The sequence below is a fragment of the Sphingomonas echinoides genome, from assembly GCF_029623395.1.
GTDB classification, from domain to species: Bacteria; Pseudomonadota; Alphaproteobacteria; order Sphingomonadales; family Sphingomonadaceae; genus Sphingomonas; species Sphingomonas echinoides_A.
Genome location: NZ_JAPYKK010000013.1, coordinates 13,169 through 30,517, shown reverse-complemented (window position 1 = coordinate 30,517; position 17,349 = coordinate 13,169). Strand labels below are relative to the sequence as shown.

At 62.2% G+C, this 17,349-nt stretch carries 14 protein-coding genes; 7 read left to right on the top strand and 7 right to left on the bottom strand.

Features of this window, described 5'->3' with window-relative positions:
* The first annotated feature begins 134 nt into the window (after positions 1-134).
* Complete coding sequence (locus QBJ92_RS09810) at positions 135-503, top strand: hypothetical protein (protein ID WP_277969508.1); 369 nt, start codon at positions 135-137, stop codon at positions 501-503.
* On the opposite strand, the gene QBJ92_RS09805 is transcribed toward QBJ92_RS09810, so the two are convergent.
* Both QBJ92_RS09805 and QBJ92_RS09800 read right to left on the bottom strand, forming a co-directional pair.
* A complete protein-coding gene (locus QBJ92_RS09805; RefSeq protein ID WP_277969507.1) occupies positions 487-1,107 on the bottom strand; it encodes a response regulator transcription factor in 621 nt (206 codons plus the stop codon). The two genes, QBJ92_RS09810 and QBJ92_RS09805, sit on opposite strands and share 17 nt — an antisense overlap.
* Positions 1,104-3,872 carry a PAS domain S-box protein gene (locus QBJ92_RS09800; RefSeq protein ID WP_277969506.1) on the bottom strand — a complete coding sequence of 923 codons (2,769 nt, stop codon included), beginning with the start codon at positions 3,870-3,872 and terminating at the stop codon, positions 1,104-1,106. The genes QBJ92_RS09805 and QBJ92_RS09800 overlap by 4 nt, the downstream gene beginning before the upstream one ends.
* A 466-nt stretch (positions 3,873-4,338) precedes the next feature.
* On the opposite strand from QBJ92_RS09800, the gene rsgA reads away from it, so the two are divergent.
* A complete protein-coding gene (gene rsgA / locus QBJ92_RS09795; protein ID WP_347342790.1) occupies positions 4,339-5,322 on the top strand; it encodes a ribosome small subunit-dependent GTPase A in 984 nt (327 codons plus the stop codon).
* A 21-nt stretch (positions 5,323-5,343) separates the two neighbouring features.
* On the opposite strand, the gene QBJ92_RS09790 is transcribed toward rsgA, so the two are convergent.
* The 5 genes from QBJ92_RS09790 to QBJ92_RS09770 form a co-directional block, all read right to left on the bottom strand.
* On the bottom strand, positions 5,344-5,703 hold the full coding sequence (locus QBJ92_RS09790) for a hypothetical protein (RefSeq protein WP_277969504.1): 360 nt from the start codon (positions 5,701-5,703) through the stop codon (positions 5,344-5,346).
* Complete coding sequence (locus QBJ92_RS09785; RefSeq protein WP_277969503.1) at positions 5,700-6,041, bottom strand: hypothetical protein; 342 nt, start codon at positions 6,039-6,041, stop codon at positions 5,700-5,702. The genes QBJ92_RS09790 and QBJ92_RS09785 overlap by 4 nt, the downstream gene beginning before the upstream one ends.
* A gap of 177 nt (positions 6,042-6,218) precedes the next feature.
* Positions 6,219-7,835, bottom strand: a complete 1,617-nt coding sequence (locus tag QBJ92_RS09780) for an oleate hydratase (RefSeq protein ID WP_277969587.1) — start codon at positions 7,833-7,835, stop codon at positions 6,219-6,221.
* On the bottom strand, positions 7,832-8,866 hold the full coding sequence (locus QBJ92_RS09775; RefSeq protein WP_277969586.1) for a zinc-dependent alcohol dehydrogenase: 1,035 nt from the start codon (positions 8,864-8,866) through the stop codon (positions 7,832-7,834). The genes QBJ92_RS09780 and QBJ92_RS09775 overlap by 4 nt, the downstream gene beginning before the upstream one ends.
* Positions 8,867-8,952: 86 nt before the next feature.
* Positions 8,953-10,335, bottom strand: coding sequence for an NAD-dependent succinate-semialdehyde dehydrogenase (locus tag QBJ92_RS09770; RefSeq protein WP_277969502.1), 1,383 nt, complete (start codon positions 10,333-10,335; stop codon positions 8,953-8,955).
* Positions 10,336-10,758: 423 nt separating this feature from the next.
* On the opposite strand from QBJ92_RS09770, the gene QBJ92_RS09765 reads away from it, so the two are divergent.
* The 5 genes from QBJ92_RS09765 (at position 10,759) to QBJ92_RS09745 (ending at position 17,192) form a co-directional block, all read left to right on the top strand.
* Complete coding sequence (locus QBJ92_RS09765; RefSeq protein WP_277969501.1) at positions 10,759-11,601, top strand: MIP/aquaporin family protein; 843 nt, start codon at positions 10,759-10,761, stop codon at positions 11,599-11,601.
* 26 nt (positions 11,602-11,627) lie between these two features.
* Positions 11,628-13,112: a glycerol kinase GlpK gene (glpK, locus tag QBJ92_RS09760; protein ID WP_277969500.1), complete on the top strand. Its 1,485-nt coding sequence runs from the start codon at positions 11,628-11,630 to the stop codon at positions 13,110-13,112.
* A gap of 89 nt (positions 13,113-13,201) precedes the next feature.
* Positions 13,202-15,016: a DUF885 domain-containing protein gene (locus QBJ92_RS09755; RefSeq protein WP_277969499.1), complete on the top strand. Its 1,815-nt coding sequence runs from the start codon at positions 13,202-13,204 to the stop codon at positions 15,014-15,016.
* A gap of 80 nt (positions 15,017-15,096) precedes the next feature.
* On the top strand, positions 15,097-16,530 hold the full coding sequence (locus QBJ92_RS09750) for an APC family permease (protein WP_277969498.1): 1,434 nt from the start codon (positions 15,097-15,099) through the stop codon (positions 16,528-16,530).
* Positions 16,531-16,997: 467 nt separating this feature from the next.
* Positions 16,998-17,192, top strand: a complete 195-nt coding sequence (locus QBJ92_RS09745; protein WP_277969497.1) for a hypothetical protein — start codon at positions 16,998-17,000, stop codon at positions 17,190-17,192.
* Positions 17,193-17,349: the final 157 nt, after the last annotated feature.

Sequence of the window (17,349 nt, the reverse complement as noted above, 5' to 3'; positions counted from 1 at the left end):
GCCTGATACCTTCAACCGCTTATGTACTTTCCCTTAGGGACGGTCTGAGGCCGGTTAAATAGAAAATCTCCGCAAATGGACCGTTTGATGAAAATCGTTTTTTGAAACATCCTCGGCGACCACTGATCCTTGCGATGGGTGATTTGGGTTTGCGCAGCTTGTTGTCGGCTCAACTCGCAATGATTGGCGAGATGCCTATCATTTGTGCAGATCATCGTGATCCAGCCTTGAGTGAAGCGGTGCGACGGGCTGCGATTCTCGTCATTGGTGAAGTGCTCATTGCAACCCAGCCTTGGGAATGGGCGGAGACACTCCGTGATCAATGTTGGTCCAGCGAACTGATCATCATCGTCGATGCCATGCCGTTCGGCCAGATGCCCCACGGCACGTGTGAAGCCGACGGTATTGCCATTGTCGGACGCGACCAAGCGGTTTGGGCCGTTCCCGACCTTATTCGGCAGTGGCAGGCGAAACCCGTCAACTTCCTCAGTCGGCAGGAATAAGGCCCGCTGAGAAAGCGATCCGCAGCGCTTCCGAAAGGCTGCGCACGCCGAGCTTGTCCATCATGTTGGCGCGGTGGATTTCTACCGTGCGTGGGCTGATGTCGAGTTCATGGCCAATGACCTTGTTGGCGCAGCCTTCGACCAGTCGGGCGAGGACCTCTTTCTCTCGGGTCGTCAGTTTCGCAATAGACGCTTGTGCGGTCTGGACCAGCGCAACCGAGTGCTGATCGTGCTCCAACGTCGCAAACGCACTTTTGACCACATCGAGCAGGACGGTCGGATCACACGGCTTCTCGAGAAAGTCGAGCGCACCCAGCTTCCAGGCCTGTACCGCGATCGCGGTCGCTCCTTGGCCCGTCAAAATGATTGCCCCGAATTTCGGTTTCAGATGCTGGATCTGGCGTAGGACACCCAGGCCATCGGTACCCGGCATATTATAGTCCAGCAGGATACACCCGGGCTGCATCGTGTCGATGTCGGCCAGAAAGGCGTCACCCGAGCGATAAGGAAGAAGCAGGACGTCGGATTGCATCGACAGAAGGCCTTGCAGCCCGGCACGGACGGAATCGTCATCGTCGACAATGTATATGCTACGTGTCGTCATGCATCGTCCCTGCTGTGTTGGCTTATTCTTGGAAGCGTGAATCGAAAGATTGCACCACCGCCGGCCTGGTTTTCCGCGCTAAAAGTGCCGCGATGCGCCTCGACGATGCGACGGGAGATTGACAAGCCGACGCCCATGCCATCGCCGCCCTTGGTCGAAACGAACGGCATATACAGGCGATCAAGCACTGCCGCGCTCATGCCCGGGCCAGTGTCGGCGACACTGAACTCGACCATGTCCGGATCCACCAGAGCGGTAGTGATCGTGATGATGCGCTGGCCTATGGGTGATTTAGCCAGCGCCTCGATGGCATTGCGCAACAGGTTGACGAGAACCTGTTGCGTTTGCACGCGATCCGCGAGGACAGTCGTCGCTGCGGGATCGAGTTCGTATTGAAACCGGATGCCGAATGTCCTGCCGGCGGCCAGTGTCAAAGAAACCGCATCCTCGATGATCGCGTTGGCATCGACCATCTGCGCATCGACATCTTCCTTGCTCATGAAAGTCCGCATGCGTCGGATGATCTCGCCAGCCCGGAGCGCCTGCTCGCTGGCCATCCGGATGAACGCCTGCGCGCGTTCGATATTGGCGGAATCAGCGAGCAGCAGATCAGCCGATGCCAGGAAGTAGACGGCGGCGGCCAGCGGTTGGTTCAATTCATGAGCGAGGCCGGTCGCCATTTCGCCCATCGCACTCACGCGCGATATATGGAGCAGCTCGTCGCGCATATCCGACATGTCTTCCTCGGCCGCGTACCGCTCCGAAAGATCCTTGCAGAAGCCGGTGAACAGGTGCTGCTGCCCACCTTGAGATTCCCCGAGCCACAGTTCAACCGGTACCGGGGTCCCATCACGCCGCAGCACCCACAGCACGCGCGGTTCGCCTAGGATGGGTTTTTCTCCCGTGGCCAGATAGCGAGAGATCAGGCCTTCCTGCTGATCGCCCAGCGAACTTGACGTCAGCATCTCGACATTGAGGCCGATTGCTTCTCCGGCGGGATAGCCGAACATGCGTTCGGCAGAGGCGCTGAAGGCCTTTATCGTCCCGGCCGCGTCGAAGATCACCATGGGCGAGGGGACGGTTTCCAGCACCGAGCGAAGCTGGTCTTCCTGCGCGCGCAGGGCCTTTTCGCGCTCGTCGCGATCGGTCACATCGAGCAGGACGCCGATCGTCCGTTCCAAGCGACCGTCATTATCATACAGGCAGCGAGAGGACCCCTCGATCGCGCGGACCCCTCCATTTGGGATATGGATTTGGTAGTGGAAGCTGACTCGCTCCTCATGAGTCCTGGCAGCGCTGGCGATCGTTTCGGACATTGCGGCCATGTCGATGGGATCGACCCGTGCTGCCCACCCCGCCAGCGTTTCGATTTCACCTGGGTTGAAGCCGAGCCGCTGTTCCGCGCCGGGCGAAAAAGTGACTTTTCCTGACGCCATTTCCCAGTCGAATGCCCCTATTTCGTGTGCGCTTAACGCCAGATTCAAGTTCGTCTCGCTCTTGAATAGCGCAGCTTCGACCGCAACGCGCGCCGATATGTCGGTCATCGACTGGACCCAGATCGGCGCGCGTCCTGGAACGCAAACGCGCCGAACCCGCTCGATGACATGAACGGCCGATCCGTCGCGGCGACGCTCGACGAGTTCCCGCTCCGCGTCGTGCTGATCTTCCGGGCGAAGTGAAGAGGCGCGTTTTGTATCGACCGATTGCAACGCTTCGTATTTCCAGCGACCGATCATGTCCTCGCCGGACCAGCCATATAATTCCTCGCAACCCCGCGACCAATGAAGAATCTCGCCAGTCAGCGACGTCAGTGCGATGGGGGCAGAGGCCATGGCGTGGGTGATTTCGGCAAGGGCTTCATGCTCCGCCGAGATGCGAGACATCGACCAGAAGATCAAAAGCGCCAGTACGAAGATATTGACAGCCGCGCCCGCAATATCGAGCACGATTGGCGGTACGGTTCCACTATGATCGAGCGTAATTTCGACAAGCGCCGTCAAGGCAGGAATCAGGATGACGTACGGGAACACGCGTCGCATTGTTCCCGCCTGCGCCGAGTCCAGACTGAGCAGATCCGACCATCCGAATCTTCCCCGCCACAGCAAGAGCGCGATCGCCAGGAAACTCGCCTGAACGGCAGCCGGTACGGAGGGCAGGAAGCGGACCGCCACGGGATCGGTTCGAACGCTTCCCAGGACGGAAATGCAAACGGCAAGGATAGAGATGCCCAGGACGATGCTGGCCGTCGTGATGACGATTTGTGTCGCGCGCCGACCCCGGCGCCAAGCCATTGCAGTGGCGATGGCCAATAAGATTAATGGTGCAACGGTCACGATATAGGGTCCGCCACCGGGACTGGCTTCGACTGTCGCGACCGCTTCCGGGAACTTCCCTGGATCGATGCGGACCGAGATGCCGGTGCTATCTTCGATGGCGATCAGGACCAGTACGGCTACTGTTGCGATAACAAAAACGTTAGAAATCTGATGCCTAGATCGTATTTCTGATAAAAGCGCTGCAGACATCGCAGCGTAACCGAGCGTTGCTAGGGGGTGTGCCAAAGAATCGTAGCGAGCTAAAAATTCGATATCTATTCTATCAGTAAAACCGCTGAGCAATACCAGAATGCTGTAGAATATTTCTAAAAGTAAAAGAAGCGAGACACTGTTTTGCAAAACGCCATTTTCATCGAGGGGGTTTTCCCTCTTCGTAAAAGAAACTGAATTTCGATTGTGGCTAAATTTCAAAGCGTCACGGTAGCGCATGGTTTTTCCAAAAAATACGCTTGGGTACGCAGTGATAGAAGCAGTAACGCGCTAAAGCTATTTTTCGCAATTTAATTAATAATTATCATACTAACGAATGGTCGGGCTTGCCTAATGGGCTGTTTTGATTGTCAAACTTGTGTTGTCCATACGTCGTGCATTGCAGCGTCGAGCAAAACGGAGCGGGGGCGGCTTCAAGAAACATCTTTCCCCTTGAGCATCTGGAGCGGCACTCGATCGCGTAATTCACCGCATGAGCATGCCCGCTGCAGCGCTACCGTTCCGCATCGATCCTAGAGGAATACGAGACTGCGCGATTGCAAACGACGGACAGTCGCGTCGGACAGCGTACGAGCTTGGTAGGATCTGATGGCCTACCGTGGTAGCGGAGACTACCACTTCCCCCACGCCCCAACCCCGCTTTACGGGTTAGCGAGAAAGATGCTGCCGCTGCGATATGAAATCGATGGATGAGACTTTGGAGGTGCTCGGCTGGACTCGGTTTTTCAGCGAGCAAGTTTCGGATGCGGAAGCAGAACTCTGTCATCCCGTCCGAGTGATGGCGGTCCACCGCGGCAAGATCGTCGTTGCTGACGCGGTCGGACAGCGTTCGATCACGCCCTATATCGCTGGCGCCCTGCCGTCCGACGATCACCCGACGGTCGGCGACTGGGTACTGGTCGATGACGCTACGTCGGATCCCGTCCGCGTGCTACGGCGAATGAACCTGTTCAAACGACGTGCGCCGGGTGACCCGCGCAAGGAGCAGATGATTGCGTCGAATATCGACACCGTGTTCATCGTCGCCTCGTGCAACCAGGATTTCAGCGTTGCGCGCCTGGAACGCTATCTTGTGCTGGCACGTGAAGTCGGCGTGGCACCGGTCGTGGTGCTCACCAAGACCGACCTGACCGAAACCCCGGAAGAATATGCGGCGGCGGCCCGGGCGATCGAGCCCGGACTGCGCGTGGAAACCGTCAACGGTCGTGAACCCGCCGACGCGGCGCGGCTCGCCGCCTATTGCGGCATTGGCCAGACGGTCGCGCTGCTCGGGTCGTCCGGCGTTGGGAAATCGACGCTCGTCAACACTTTGCGTGGTTCGGACAGCATCGCCACCCAGGCGATCCGCGCCAGTGACGATACCGGCCGCCACACCACCACGGTCCGCGAAATGCACCGGCTGGAGCTGGGCGGGTGGCTGCTCGACACGCCCGGAATGCGCGCGCTGCAACTGGCTGACGCGGGGGATGGCATCGCCGAGGTATTCGACGACTTCATCCTCGCGGCACAGGACTGCCGTTTCTCGAACTGCGCGCATGGCGGGGAACCTGGCTGCGCGGTGCAGGCAGGGATCGCGGACGGGACGCTTACCGTAGAGCGGTTCGATCGGTGGCGGCAGCTGGCGTCCGAGAATGTGGTCGCACCGGTCTATCCCAAACGACGGCGCTAGGAACGGTTTCGCCGACAGCGCTTATTGGTAGCGCAGCCGGTTGTCGAAGCCACTGTTGCTCTTGGTCATCTTCGCGATCTTGCGGAGCGTTCCGCGAACGTTGCGTTCGAAGCGCACGTCGTCGTAAATGCCGGTCATGCGGTATTCGTCCTGTGCGATCAGCTGTTTAACTCGGGCCGCCAGTGCGGCCTGGTCGTTCACGCAAAGATCGGCTTTCAGCGTGCGGCAGACCCATTCCTCGGCGGCCGCCTTGTCGTAATCGTCCTGCGCGTCGTAGCCGCGCCGGTCCGCGGCGGCCTGATCTAGCTTGGCCGCGTCGAACCGACTTTCCAGCCATTGCCGCACCAGTGCCGCGTCCCACGGTTTCGCAGCGTCGCTCATCGCTGCTTCTTGGCGATGGTCGCGGTGAAGTCCGGGTCCTTTTTCGCCACCCAGTCGACGAACTTGCGCACGTTGGGGTTCGCCAACAGGGTTTCCACGTCCATCCCGGCGCGCTGGAGTTCGGCGTTGGTGAAATTTGCCGTCAGCGTCTGTTGGCAGATCGCATGCATCGGAACGACGTCCCGCCCGCCGCGGCTTTTGGGTACGGGATGGTGCCAGACGATGGTCTTGCCCGTCGGCCGGCCGCACAGCCAGCAGATGGTCGCCGCCGCGGGCGCGTCCTCTGCCGCACGGTCCTCATCGCCATAGGGCTCATGTCTTGAATGCTTGCGGCCCATGCTTCGATCTGAACCTCCAACCGTCCGATGTCCGTCTATAGCGATGCCCTACGTCGACACCAGCTTTGCCGAAATGCGAGATGACGAGAGGTCTCGAAGAAACGGCACCAGTCTATTTCGGGCGCCGTAAGAGGTACCGCGTTATTGCGGATAGCACGGTGCCTCTAACGGGTGCCGTTACCGATGCAACGTCCGGATCGCGTCCACAATGACCTGTGGACTATGCAAACCTTTGTATACCGGGGGTGGAGCCCTATCGAGGCCGAGGAGGGTGTAGACCGCGGTCATTGCGCTGCGGATAGAATATTCGACGGTGAAAACGACATCATCCGGTTGCTCGGCATATTGCCCAATGAATGCCAGATTGGTCGATCCTTCCGGCACGACCAATGGCCGGTCGCCCGCCTTGCGGACCCTAAACTGGCTGGTGATATAGGGCATCGCGCAGGGAATGCAGATCGACGCCGCAAGCACTGCGGCACTGTCCGTGGCGGCGAAACGGAGATGGCCGAGCACTTCTTCCAAAATCTCCGCACCGCTGCAGTCAGCCATAGGCTTCTTCACGAAATCTCCCGGGCGATCGTGGAAGAGGCCATACCCCCACCACACTGCGACGTCTTTGGGCTGGTTCGGAAAGAACGGCTGATGATAGATCGACAATGTGAGCAACCAGCTCGATTGCTTGAACGTGATTAGCCCTGCAGTACCAGCCGGTCCGCCGCTGAACCGTTCCATCAACTCCAGAAAGAGCGGATCGCGCACCGTGACAGTGAACGAGATCCAGGCGCTTTCGGCTATATCGCCATTGAACACAGCAGGGTTGCCGAAGGCGGGCCGCCCTTCCGCAAGTTTCTCCCATAAATTCCACGCGCCTGAATGGTTGCTCGTGTCGATCCCTGGTGCAGCGGTCATTGATCCGAAGGTTTTGTCCGCGGTCATCGATCCGTTCGTGACATATACCCGATCGCCTGGAGCGATCGCAATTGCCCCAGGGCCGTCCGCACCGAGCGTCGCGATGCTCGTAACGGTGATCGCGTCGCCGCCCGCGGCGAAACCAAGATCCTCGACGCGCACGCCGTGGCGGACCTGTACGCCGTGCGCCGCCAGCCATGTCATCGCGGGGGCGATCATGCTGTCATATTGGTTGTACGCGGTGCGGTAGATGTCGTGCTGCACGTCGATCGTCGAGAAATGGTGAACGAAGCGGCGGAGATACCGGCGGAACTCTATGGCGCTGTGCCAGGGTTCAAACGCGAACAACGTGCACCATTCCAGCCAGAAATTCGTTTCGAAGAAATGGGGCGTGAAACAATCCGTTATGCGCTTGCCGTCGAGCAGTCCTTCGGGTTCGCCGATCAGTGTGACGAGGTTGATCCGGTCATGTTCGGTAAACCCCATGGTATGCGCGTCCGGAATGCTGCCGTCGCGGTTGACCAAGCGGGTCTTGGCGTCCCACGGAATCCTGGCAGCGGCGCGCTTGGTTTCTTCGGTCACCGAAATCGTCGGGTCGGTTGCCGAGGGGATCGAGCCGAACAGATCGAAAGTGCATCGGTACATCGCCTCGAACATGCGGCTGCCGCTCATGAAGTAGCCGGTTTCGGGGTTGCCGTGCGCGTCGAACGCGCCGCCCATATGATGGCTTTCCTCAAGGATCACGATATCCTTGCCGGCAACGTTACCGTCCCGGATCAGGATGACGGCACCGGCGACCGAGGCAATGCCGCCACCGACGAAAATATGGGTGCTCATGTAAAATGCCTTTTCAGAGTGTCGCTGTCTCGTTGGGCGGGTCAGCCGCCGCGGAAGTCGAGGACAACGCGCGAAGGGACGTCGCCCTTTTCAAGCCGGTCGAAGACGGTGTTGATCGCGGCGAGCGGTTGCAATTCGATGTCCGCCTTGACCTTGCCGTCGGCGGCGAATTGCAGGCATTCGGCCATGTCCTTGCGCGTCCCGACGAACGATCCGCGAACCGTGATGCAATTGGCGACCACGTCGAACAACGGCGTCGGAAACTCGCCCGGTGGCAGGCCGACCAACACGCACGTGCCGCGCTTGCGCGTCATCGCGATGCCCTGCTTGAAGGCGGTGATCGACGGCGCGGTGATCAATACGCCGTGCGCCCCGCCGCCGATCGCGTCGGCGAGCATCGCGGTGGGATCCTGGGTTTTAGCGTTGACCACAAGGTCCGCACCGAGCCGCCGCGCATGATCGAGCTTGCCGTCGTCGATATCGACCGCACAGACGTTGAGACCCATGACTTTGGCATATTGGATGGCAAGATGACCGAGCCCGCCACAGCCCGAAATCGCGACCCACTCGCCCGGCTTGGCTTCGGTTTCCTTGAGGCCCTTGTAGGTCGTGATGCCCGCGCAGATGAGCGGTGCGGCTTCGGTCGCGCTCAGTCCCTTGGGGATGTGCGCGACGTAGTTCGGGTCCGCCAGTACATATTCGGCAAAGCCGCCGTTCTTGGTGTAGCCGCCAAACAGCGCCTCGGCGCAGACCGTCTCCCACGCCGACAGGCAATACTCGCAGTGACCGCAGGCGGAATAGAGCCACGGCACGCCGACCCGGTCGCCTTCCTTGACGATCGTGACTCCGTCGCCGAGCGCCACGACGATGCCGATCGCCTCATGCCCAGGGATAAACGGCGGGTTGGGCTTGACCGGCCAGTCGCCTTTGGCGGCGTGGAGATCGGTGTGGCAGACACCGCAGGCTTCGGTCTTGACCAGGATCTGGCCGGGTCCGGGCATGGCGACCGGGCATTCCTGCAGCTCCAGCGGCTTGCCGAAGGCGGTGACGACGGCGGCGTGCATGGTCTTGGCGATCATAGCATCTCTTTCCAGAACGGGAGGACCTCGGTCGCCTTCCGGCGGCGCTGACGGTCGAAGGGGAAGGTGTCCTGCGGGGGCGGTCAGGCAGGCGCCTTGACGTCGTGCGTGCGGACCAGCTTTTTGTTGACGAACTGCTGGATGCCCATGTCGCCCAGCTCGCGCCCGTAACCGGAATCCTTGATCCCGCCGAAGGGCAGTTCGGCGTCGGTCCAGTCGAGATTGTTGATGAACATCATCCCGGTTTCGATCCGGCTAGCGACCCGCCGACCGCGTGCGACATCCTTGGTCCACACCGATCCGCCGAGGCCGAAGTCTGAATCATTGGCCAGCGCGATCGCGGCCTCCTCGTCCTTCACGCGGAAGAACGATGCGACCGGCCCGAAGAATTCTTCCCGGAACGCAGGGTTGTCCGGTGCAATATCGGTCAGGATGGTCGGTGCCATGTACGACCCGGGACGATCGATCCGTCTGCCGCCCAGCGCCAGCTTGGCACCGTGCGCGACCGCGCCGTCCACCTGGCGGACCAGATCGAGCAGCGCCTGCTCGGTCGACAGCGGACCGAGCGTCGTCTTCTCGTCCAGCGGATCGCCTGCCTCGAGCGCGGCGAGCGCCGCCGTGAACCGTTCGAGGAACGCGTCGGCCATGCTTTCGACCACGATGAAGCGCTTGGCCGCGCAACAGGTCTGGCCGGTATTATACATCCGGCCCCACACCGCCCACGGAATCGTCACGTCGAGATCGGCATCCTCCAGCACGATGAAGGCGTCGCTGCCGCCAAGCTCCATCGACGAGCTCTTGAGGTTTTTGCCCGCGCGCGCTGCAACGCTGCGCCCCGCCCCGACGCTCCCGGTCAGCGCGACGCCCCTGATCCGAAGGTCATCGACGACGGTATCGGACTGGGCATGGCTGATAAGCAGATTGGTATAGAGTCCGACCGGCGCGCCCGCTTCGATCAGCACCTGTTCGAACGCGATCGCGCACTGCGGTACGATCGCGGCATGTTTCACGACCATCGTGTTGCCCGCCATCAGGTGCGGCCCGGCGACGCGGGCGAGCTGGTAATAGGGGAAATTCCACGGCTCGACGCAGAAGATCACACCGATCGGGCTACTCTCCATATGCGCTTCGCCATTGGTGGGATGAAGCTTGACCGGGGCGAGGAAGCGTTCCGCGTTCGCGGCATAATAGGCCATGATCCGCGCGCTGAATTCGACCTCGCCGCGCGCTTCGCCGATGCGTTTGCCCATCTCGCCGGTCATGATCCGGGCCAACGCGTCGGCGCGGGTATGGAGGATTTCGCCAGCCTTCGCGATGATCCTCGCGCGGTCCACAAAGGACGTGTTGCGCCACGTCTGGAAACACGCATGCGCCGCAGCGATCTTGCGTTCGACCTCGGCGTCTTCGAGATCTTCGAACGTCTGGACGAGCTTGCCGTCGAACGGATTGACGCTTTGATAGGTCATGAAAATACAGCCTTTCTAACGCGAATTTCGGAGCTCCTCCCGGCGACATCATTATTCACAAATGCCTCCATCGGTCCGCACGCTGCTGATCCCGCATCCTTCGCGAAATGCGGTTATGGTCGTCCAATCGAATGCCTTCGACTGGATCGGCATTTGTGAAATAGGCGAGGGTGCAGTCTGATATCAGCGTCGGAAATTACTTAGGGGGGGCGATTTCGATCGTCTCGGGGGAGAATGGAACGCCAGTGTCGGGGGCGTCGATGACGCTCGCAATACGACGTCCAGCATGGTGCGACATTGAAACGAATGCGAACCAGCCCGGCGCTGGTCCCCAGAGGACGAACGCCATTTCACCGCGCCGGGCCGGATGCGATTGACGGCGCGGCGATATGCAGCGACACAGCAGGTCCTTGGGAGGGGACAATGGCTGTGACAAAGGCCTTTATCGGCGAGTTGATCTCGGAATGCATCGCGGTTGCGATCATCATCACCATCGGCAACTCGGCCGCGGCGATGTTCACCTTGTACGATCCGAGCCCCTACAAGACGGCGTATTGGGGCGTCTGCATCACCTGGGGGCTGGCGGTCACGATCGCGATCTACGTCACCGGAGCCGTGTCCGGCACGCATGCCAATCCCGCGGTCACGCTGGCCCTCGCGATCTATCGTGATTTTCCGAAACGCAAGATCGTGCCCTATTGGGTGGCGCAAGTGATCGGCGCGATCATCGGTGCGGCGCTTGTCTACATGATGTACGGGCCGGTGATCGACAGCTTCAACCAGTCTCACGGCCTGACGCGCGAGGCGGGCGGTGCCGCTGGCGTGTTCTTCACGCATCCCGGAGACGGTATCACTCCGGTGCGCGCGTTCTTCAACGAGATCGTGCTGACCGGTATCCTCGTCCTGGGCATCTTCGCAGTGACGGAGGAATATAACACCCAAGCGCCGCGCGCGGATTCAAGTGCGCTCATCATTGGCTTGCTTGTCGCGATGATCGGGGGCGCCGGGGGCTATCTCGAAGCCTGGCCGATCAACCCGGCGCGTGATTTTGGTCCGCGGCTGTTCTGCTATTTCACGGGATGGGGATCCGCCGCCTTTCCCGCACCGCTCAATTACTGGTGGGTGCCGATCGCGGGTCCGTTCTGCGGCGGCGTTGCGGGCGCCAGTGTCTACCAGTGGTTGATCCGCCCGTTCCTTCCGTCGCGACAGGTCGCCGCCACGCTAGTGCCGGATCCGGCCTGGACCCGGATGGACCAACCACACTGATACGAACGAGCCATGGAGAGCATCGCATGACGGCCCCCTATATCGTCGCGCTCGATCAGGGCACGACCTCGACGCGCTGCATCGTGTTCGATTCGACCGCGACCCCGATCGCCGTGTCGCAGCGCGAGTTCGCGCAGCATTATCCCGCGCTCGGCTGGGTCGAGCATGATCTCGAGGATATCTGGCGCGATTCGGTCGCGATGCTGCGAGAGGCGGTCGCCAAGGCAGGGATCGACGTTGCCGACATTGCGGCGCTCGGTATCACCAACCAGCGCGAGACCGTCGCGCTGTGGGATCGCAAGACCGGCACGCCGGTCCACCGCGCGATCGTGTGGCAGGATCGGCGTACCTCCGACGTCTGCGCGAAGCTGAAGGCCGACGGGGCCGAGGCGATGGTGACCGAAAAGACGGGTTTGTTGATCGATCCTTATTTCTCCGCGACAAAGCTCGCGTGGATCCTCGACAATGTTTCGGGCGCGCGCGATGCTGCGGAGCGCGGCGATCTGGCATTCGGGACGATCGACACGTTCCTGCTGTCGCGGCTCACGCGCGGAAAGGTGCATGCGACCGACCCCACCAACGCATCGCGCACCTTGCTGTTCGACATCGCGGCGCAGCGATGGGACGACGAATTGCTCCGGCTGTTCCGCATCCCGGCGCCGTTGCTGCCCGACGTGTTCGACAATGCGCACATCTTCGGGGAAATGGACCCGTCGATCCTCGGGCGCGCGATCCCGATCGGCGGGATGGCGGGCGACCAGCAGGCGGCGTTGTTCGGCCAGGCGTGTTTCGAGCCGGGGATGACCAAATCGACCTATGGCACCGGCTGCTTCGCGCTGATGAACATCGGTACCGAGCCGATCCGATCGAAGAGCCGGATGCTGACGACCACGGCGTACCGGCTCGACGGGGTGCCGACCTATGCGCTGGAGGGGGCGATCTTCGTCGCCGGGGCCGCGGTCAAATGGCTGCGGGACGGGCTCAGGATCATCACGCGCGCGTCCGACACGCATGACATGGCGCTGCGGGTGCAGAACAACCACGGTGTCTACATGGTGCCCGCCTTCGTCGGCATGGGGGCGCCGCATTGGGATCCGGATGCGCGCGGTCTCATCTGCGGGCTCACGCTCGATGCGACCGAGGCGCATCTGGCGCGCGCCGCGCTCGAATCAGTCGCCTATCAGACGCGCGACCTGATTGAGGCGATGCGCGCGGACGCGCACCCGGATTCACCAGCTTTGCGCGTCGATGGCGGCATGGCGGTCAACGACTGGCTGTGCCAGTTCCTGTCCGACGTGCTGGTCGCACCGGTCGAACGCCCGGTCGGCGTGGAAACGACCGCGCTGGGTGCGGCCTTCCTGGCTGGGCTCGCCACGGGCGTTTGGGAAAATCTCGATGCGATCGCCAGCACCTGGTCGTGCGAGCGCCGTTTCGTGCCGACGATGGACGACGGCCTGCGGACCGACCTCATCGCCGGCTGGCGCAAGGCAGTCGAACGCACGATGCTTTAAGGGGCGTCCAACGCCAGTGGCATCGGTGTTGGCCGATTGCGCCGCGATCACCGGCGCGCGACAAGGCGCGTCCTCAGGAGAAAATCTCGATGCGTCTTGCCCTTGCAGTCATGCTGTTGTCCGCCGCTCCACTGATCCAGGCGCAAGCGCCCAGTCCGGTACAGGCCCCGGCGGCGACGCAGGCGCAGGACGCGGCGCTGCTGCAATTCCTCGACCAGGCGTATGACGCGCAACTCGATCTCAGCCCGGAATCGCTGACACAGCTCGGTCTCAAGACGCATTACGATCGCCTCGACGATTATACCGACGCGGCCGCGGTGCGCGCGCAGGCGCTATCCGAACGGCAGTTGCAGGACCTCCACGCCCGTTTCCGCCCCGATCAATTCGGCGAGAGCGCGCGGGTCAGCTATCGCCTGTTCGAATATCAGGTCGCGCGGGGGCGGGAGTCGTTCCAATTCCGCAAGTTGCGCTTTCCTGTCTCGACCAATGGCAGCCCGGCGGGCGACATCCCCGTCTTGCTGATCAACAACCACAAGGTCGATACGGTCGCCGACGCGCAGGCGTACATCGCCCGGCTGCGCGAGACCGAGCGCGTGATGCGCGAAGTGTCGGCGACGATGCGCGCGCAGGCGGCCGCCGGGATCATTCCCAACAAGGTCAACTTCGCGCCTGCGCGGGCGGATGCGCGTGCGGTCATCACCGGAGCGCCGTTCGACAGCGGGCCCGATTCCACGCTGCTCGCCGACTTCCGCAAGAAGGTCGGCGCGCTCGATGCGCCCGCCGAGACCAAGACGAAACTGATTGCCGACGCGACTGCGGCGCTGACTGGGCCGTTTCGCAAGGGGTATGACACGCTTTTCGCATCGCTCGACGCGATCGAGCCGCTGTCCAAGGGCAATTTCGGTGCGTGGAGCTTGCCCGATGGCGCGGCCTATTATGCCGATCAGCTGAAAAGTTCGACCACGACCAACCTGACCGCGGACGAGATCCATACCCTCGGCCTGCGCCAGGTCGCGGCAATTAGGCAGGAGATGGAGACGGTTAAGCGCAAGGTCGGCTTCAAGGGGACGCTCGAACAGTTCTTCGCGTACATCCGCACCGAACCCCGGTTCAAATATCCCAACACCGCGGAAGGGCGCGAAACCTATCTTGCCGATGCGCGCGCCGTGATCGCATCGGTGATGAAAGTCGCGCCGCGCTACTTCAGCATTTTGCCCAAGATCCCGCTCGAAGTGCGCGCGGTCGAAAAGTGGCGCGAGGGGACTGCGTCGACCGCCTTCTACAACCCGCCCTCGGCAGATGGGTCGCGGCCGGGGATTTATTACGTCAATCTGGTCGACATGAACCAGACGCAGAAGGTGCAGGTCGCCGGGATCGCGGCGCATGAGGGCGCGCCGGGGCATCACTTCCAGCTCGCGCGGCAGCAGGAGCTGACGGGCTTGCCGAAGTTCCGCAAGTTCGGCTTCTACGGCGCCTATGGCGAGGGATGGGGGCTGTATTCTGAACGACTTGCGGACGAGATGGGGGTCTATAAGGACCCGTATGCGCGGTTCGGGATGCTGTCGCTCCAGGTGTGGCGGGCGATCCGCCTGGTGCTCGATACGGGAATCCATTCCAAGCGCTGGACCCGCGAACAGGCGATCGCGTACTTCAAGGCGAACAGTTCGGTGGCGGACAAGGACATCGCGCGCGAGGTCGATCGCTATTTCAACTGGCCGGGGCAGGCGACTAGCTACATGATCGGCCAGCTAAAAATCTCCGAGCTGCGGAAGCGCGCGGAGAAGGCGCTGGGGCCGCGCTTCGATATCCGCGATTTTCATGAGGCGGTGCTGAGCCAAGGGGCGTTGCCGCTCGACGTGCTCGACGAGCAGGTGAACCGCTATATCGCGGCGAAGCGGGGGTAGCGGCTGCGCTTTCGCGGCGGGGAAAACGCTTCTATGCGAGCGGCTTGGGCATCCCAGCCCGGGCATGAAGGACCGCCGCCTTGACCAACCCATCGCTGTGGACGACGCTGTTCCGCTGCAAGCCCGTCGCCGACTTTATCGTGGCCGGAGAAGGGCATAGCCACGGCCTCGGGCGCAAGTTCGGGCTGTTCCAGCTGACCATGCTCGGCGTCGGCGCGACGATCGGGACGGGGATCTTCGTCGCGCTCAACACCGCGGTGCCCGAGGCGGGGCCGGCGGTGAGCGTGTCGTTCGTGATCGCCGGGATTACCGCTGCGCTGACCGCGCTTTGCTATGCTGAGCTCGCGTCGGCGGTGCCGGTGGCGGGGTCTTCTTACTCCTATGCCTATGCAACGATGGGAGAATTTGCCGCTTTCCTGATCGGCGCGTGCCTGTTGCTCGAATATGGCGTGTCGGCCTCGGCGATTGCGGTGGGGTGGGGGCAATATTGCAACGAGGCGCTAAGCCTCACCACCGGCTGGAGAATTCCCGATGCGATCGCGCGGCCGCCGGGGGCGGGCGGGGTGGTCAATCTGCCCGCGGTCGTGCTGGTCGGACTGTGCCTGACGCTGCTGCTGCGTGGCGCAAAGGAGTCGACAACAGTCAATTCCGTGCTCGTTTTGCTCAAGATTGCGGTGCTTTTGCTGTTCGTTTGCGTCGCTTTTGCACACTTTTCAGTCGATAATTACCACCCCTTCGCGCCACGCGGGCTGATCGGGATCGGATCGGCGGCGTCGTCGATCTTTTTCTCCTACATCGGGATCGACGCGGTCTCGACCGCGGGCGAGGAGGTCGACAATCCGCGCCGCAATCTGCCGCTCGCGATCATCCTGTCGCTGCTGATCGTCACCGCCGCCTATATCCTCGTCTCGGTCGCCGCGGTCGGCGCGCAGCCGTGGACCGCGTTCAAGGGGCAGGAGGCGGGGCTCGCGGTGATCCTCCACACTCTGACCGGGGCGGCGTGGCCCGCGCTCGCGCTGTCGCTCGGCGCGATCGCGTCGATCTTCAGCGTCACGCTGGTGGTGCTCTACGGCCAGACGCGGATCCTGTACGCGATGAGCCGCGACGGGCTGCTCCCCGCCTTCTTCCGCCGGGTCGACCCGGTGCGGCAGGTGCCTAGGCAGAACACCTGGGTCGTCGCGGGTGGGGTCGCGCTGCTCGCAGCCCTGGTGCCGCTCGACGTGCTGGTCAACCTGACGAGCATGGGGACGCTGATCGCCTTCGCCTCGGTGTCGATCGGCGTGATCCTGCTCCGCCGCAGCCGCCCGGACCTGCCGCGCGGCTACCGCGTGCCCTTCTACCCTGTTCTGCCGATCGCGAGCGCCGCTTTCTGCCTGTATCTGATCGCGGGGTTGCCGAAGGACACGTACCTGCTGTTCGCAGTGTGGCTGGGCGGGGCGGCGGCGCTGTACTTCGGCTATTCGCGGCGGCGGTCGGTGCTGGCGACGGGGGCGGCGGGCGCTGTGGAAGGGTAGCGCGTCGGGCGGACGCGGGGTGCGGATCGCCCGGTGGTGCGGGCGAAATCTTGGGGCGCGGTGGTGTCAAAGAGCGGGCGGGAGCTTAGGCTTTCGGGGGCGTGTAGGACAGCGGCGATGGCGGGGCGCTGATCCGGGAGGGAGCTTCTGAGGCGAAGGGTGCGCAGTCGGCTGACTCTCGCCTTTTCGGAGTTCCATGAAGGGCAGGTGGAGGTCAGCTTCGACCCGGCCAAGCGCGACCCCACGCGGGGCGCGCGCGCGCTTCGCCGAGACGGCGCTGATCTCCCTTCTTCCGTCATGCTGAACTTGTTTCAGCATCCACGGCGCAACACGCTCGGACCGCCCCTGTGGAGCGGTGGACCCTGAAACGAGTTCATGGTGACGGCGGGGGTGGGAGGGCATGCGTCGGGAAGTCTTGGCGTTGCTTCCCCCGCGCGGACGACGGCTCCTTGTGATAAGAAAGGCCAATGACCGAGAGCGCGCGAGATTCCGATCCCGGTTGGCTTGAGCCAGCGGACGATGCGCCCGAGCTGACGGACGATCTGCTCGATGTGGCGGAAGTGTCGGTCGGCGGGGCGGTGGTCCGCCCGGCGACGGGTTATCTTGGCCCTAACGGCGTCATGCGAAGCAGCCCGCTGCAGCGCGCCGTAACCAAGCGGTAAGTGCTGTGCTTCGACCCCGACGTAACCGACCACGTTCATGTCAAAAGGGCTGGTCTGGCAAGGGGGCGAGCAATGTGACTTTGCTGAAGGCGGCAGGGTAGTGATAATACAAACACTATTTATAGCGCATGCACGATTATTTTATCGCTCATGCACG

Coding starts and splice junctions, on each gene's coding strand:
- QBJ92_RS09810 (WP_277969508.1), top strand. CDS start 135: ATGGGTGATTTGGGTTTGCGCAGCTTGTTGTCGGCTCAACTCGCAATG.
- QBJ92_RS09805 (WP_277969507.1), bottom strand. CDS start 1,107: ATGACGACACGTAGCATATACATTGTCGACGATGACGATTCCGTCCGT.
- QBJ92_RS09800 (WP_277969506.1), bottom strand. CDS start 3,872: ATGCGCTACCGTGACGCTTTGAAATTTAGCCACAATCGAAATTCAGTT.
- rsgA (WP_347342790.1), top strand. CDS start 4,339: ATGGATGAGACTTTGGAGGTGCTCGGCTGGACTCGGTTTTTCAGCGAG.
- QBJ92_RS09790 (WP_277969504.1), bottom strand. CDS start 5,703: ATGAGCGACGCTGCGAAACCGTGGGACGCGGCACTGGTGCGGCAATGG.
- QBJ92_RS09785 (WP_277969503.1), bottom strand. CDS start 6,041: ATGGGCCGCAAGCATTCAAGACATGAGCCCTATGGCGATGAGGACCGT.
- QBJ92_RS09770 (WP_277969502.1), bottom strand. CDS start 10,335: ATGACCTATCAAAGCGTCAATCCGTTCGACGGCAAGCTCGTCCAGACG.
- QBJ92_RS09765 (WP_277969501.1), top strand. CDS start 10,759: ATGGCTGTGACAAAGGCCTTTATCGGCGAGTTGATCTCGGAATGCATC.
- glpK (WP_277969500.1), top strand. CDS start 11,628: ATGACGGCCCCCTATATCGTCGCGCTCGATCAGGGCACGACCTCGACG.
- QBJ92_RS09755 (WP_277969499.1), top strand. CDS start 13,202: ATGCGTCTTGCCCTTGCAGTCATGCTGTTGTCCGCCGCTCCACTGATC.
- QBJ92_RS09745 (WP_277969497.1), top strand. CDS start 16,998: ATGACCGAGAGCGCGCGAGATTCCGATCCCGGTTGGCTTGAGCCAGCG.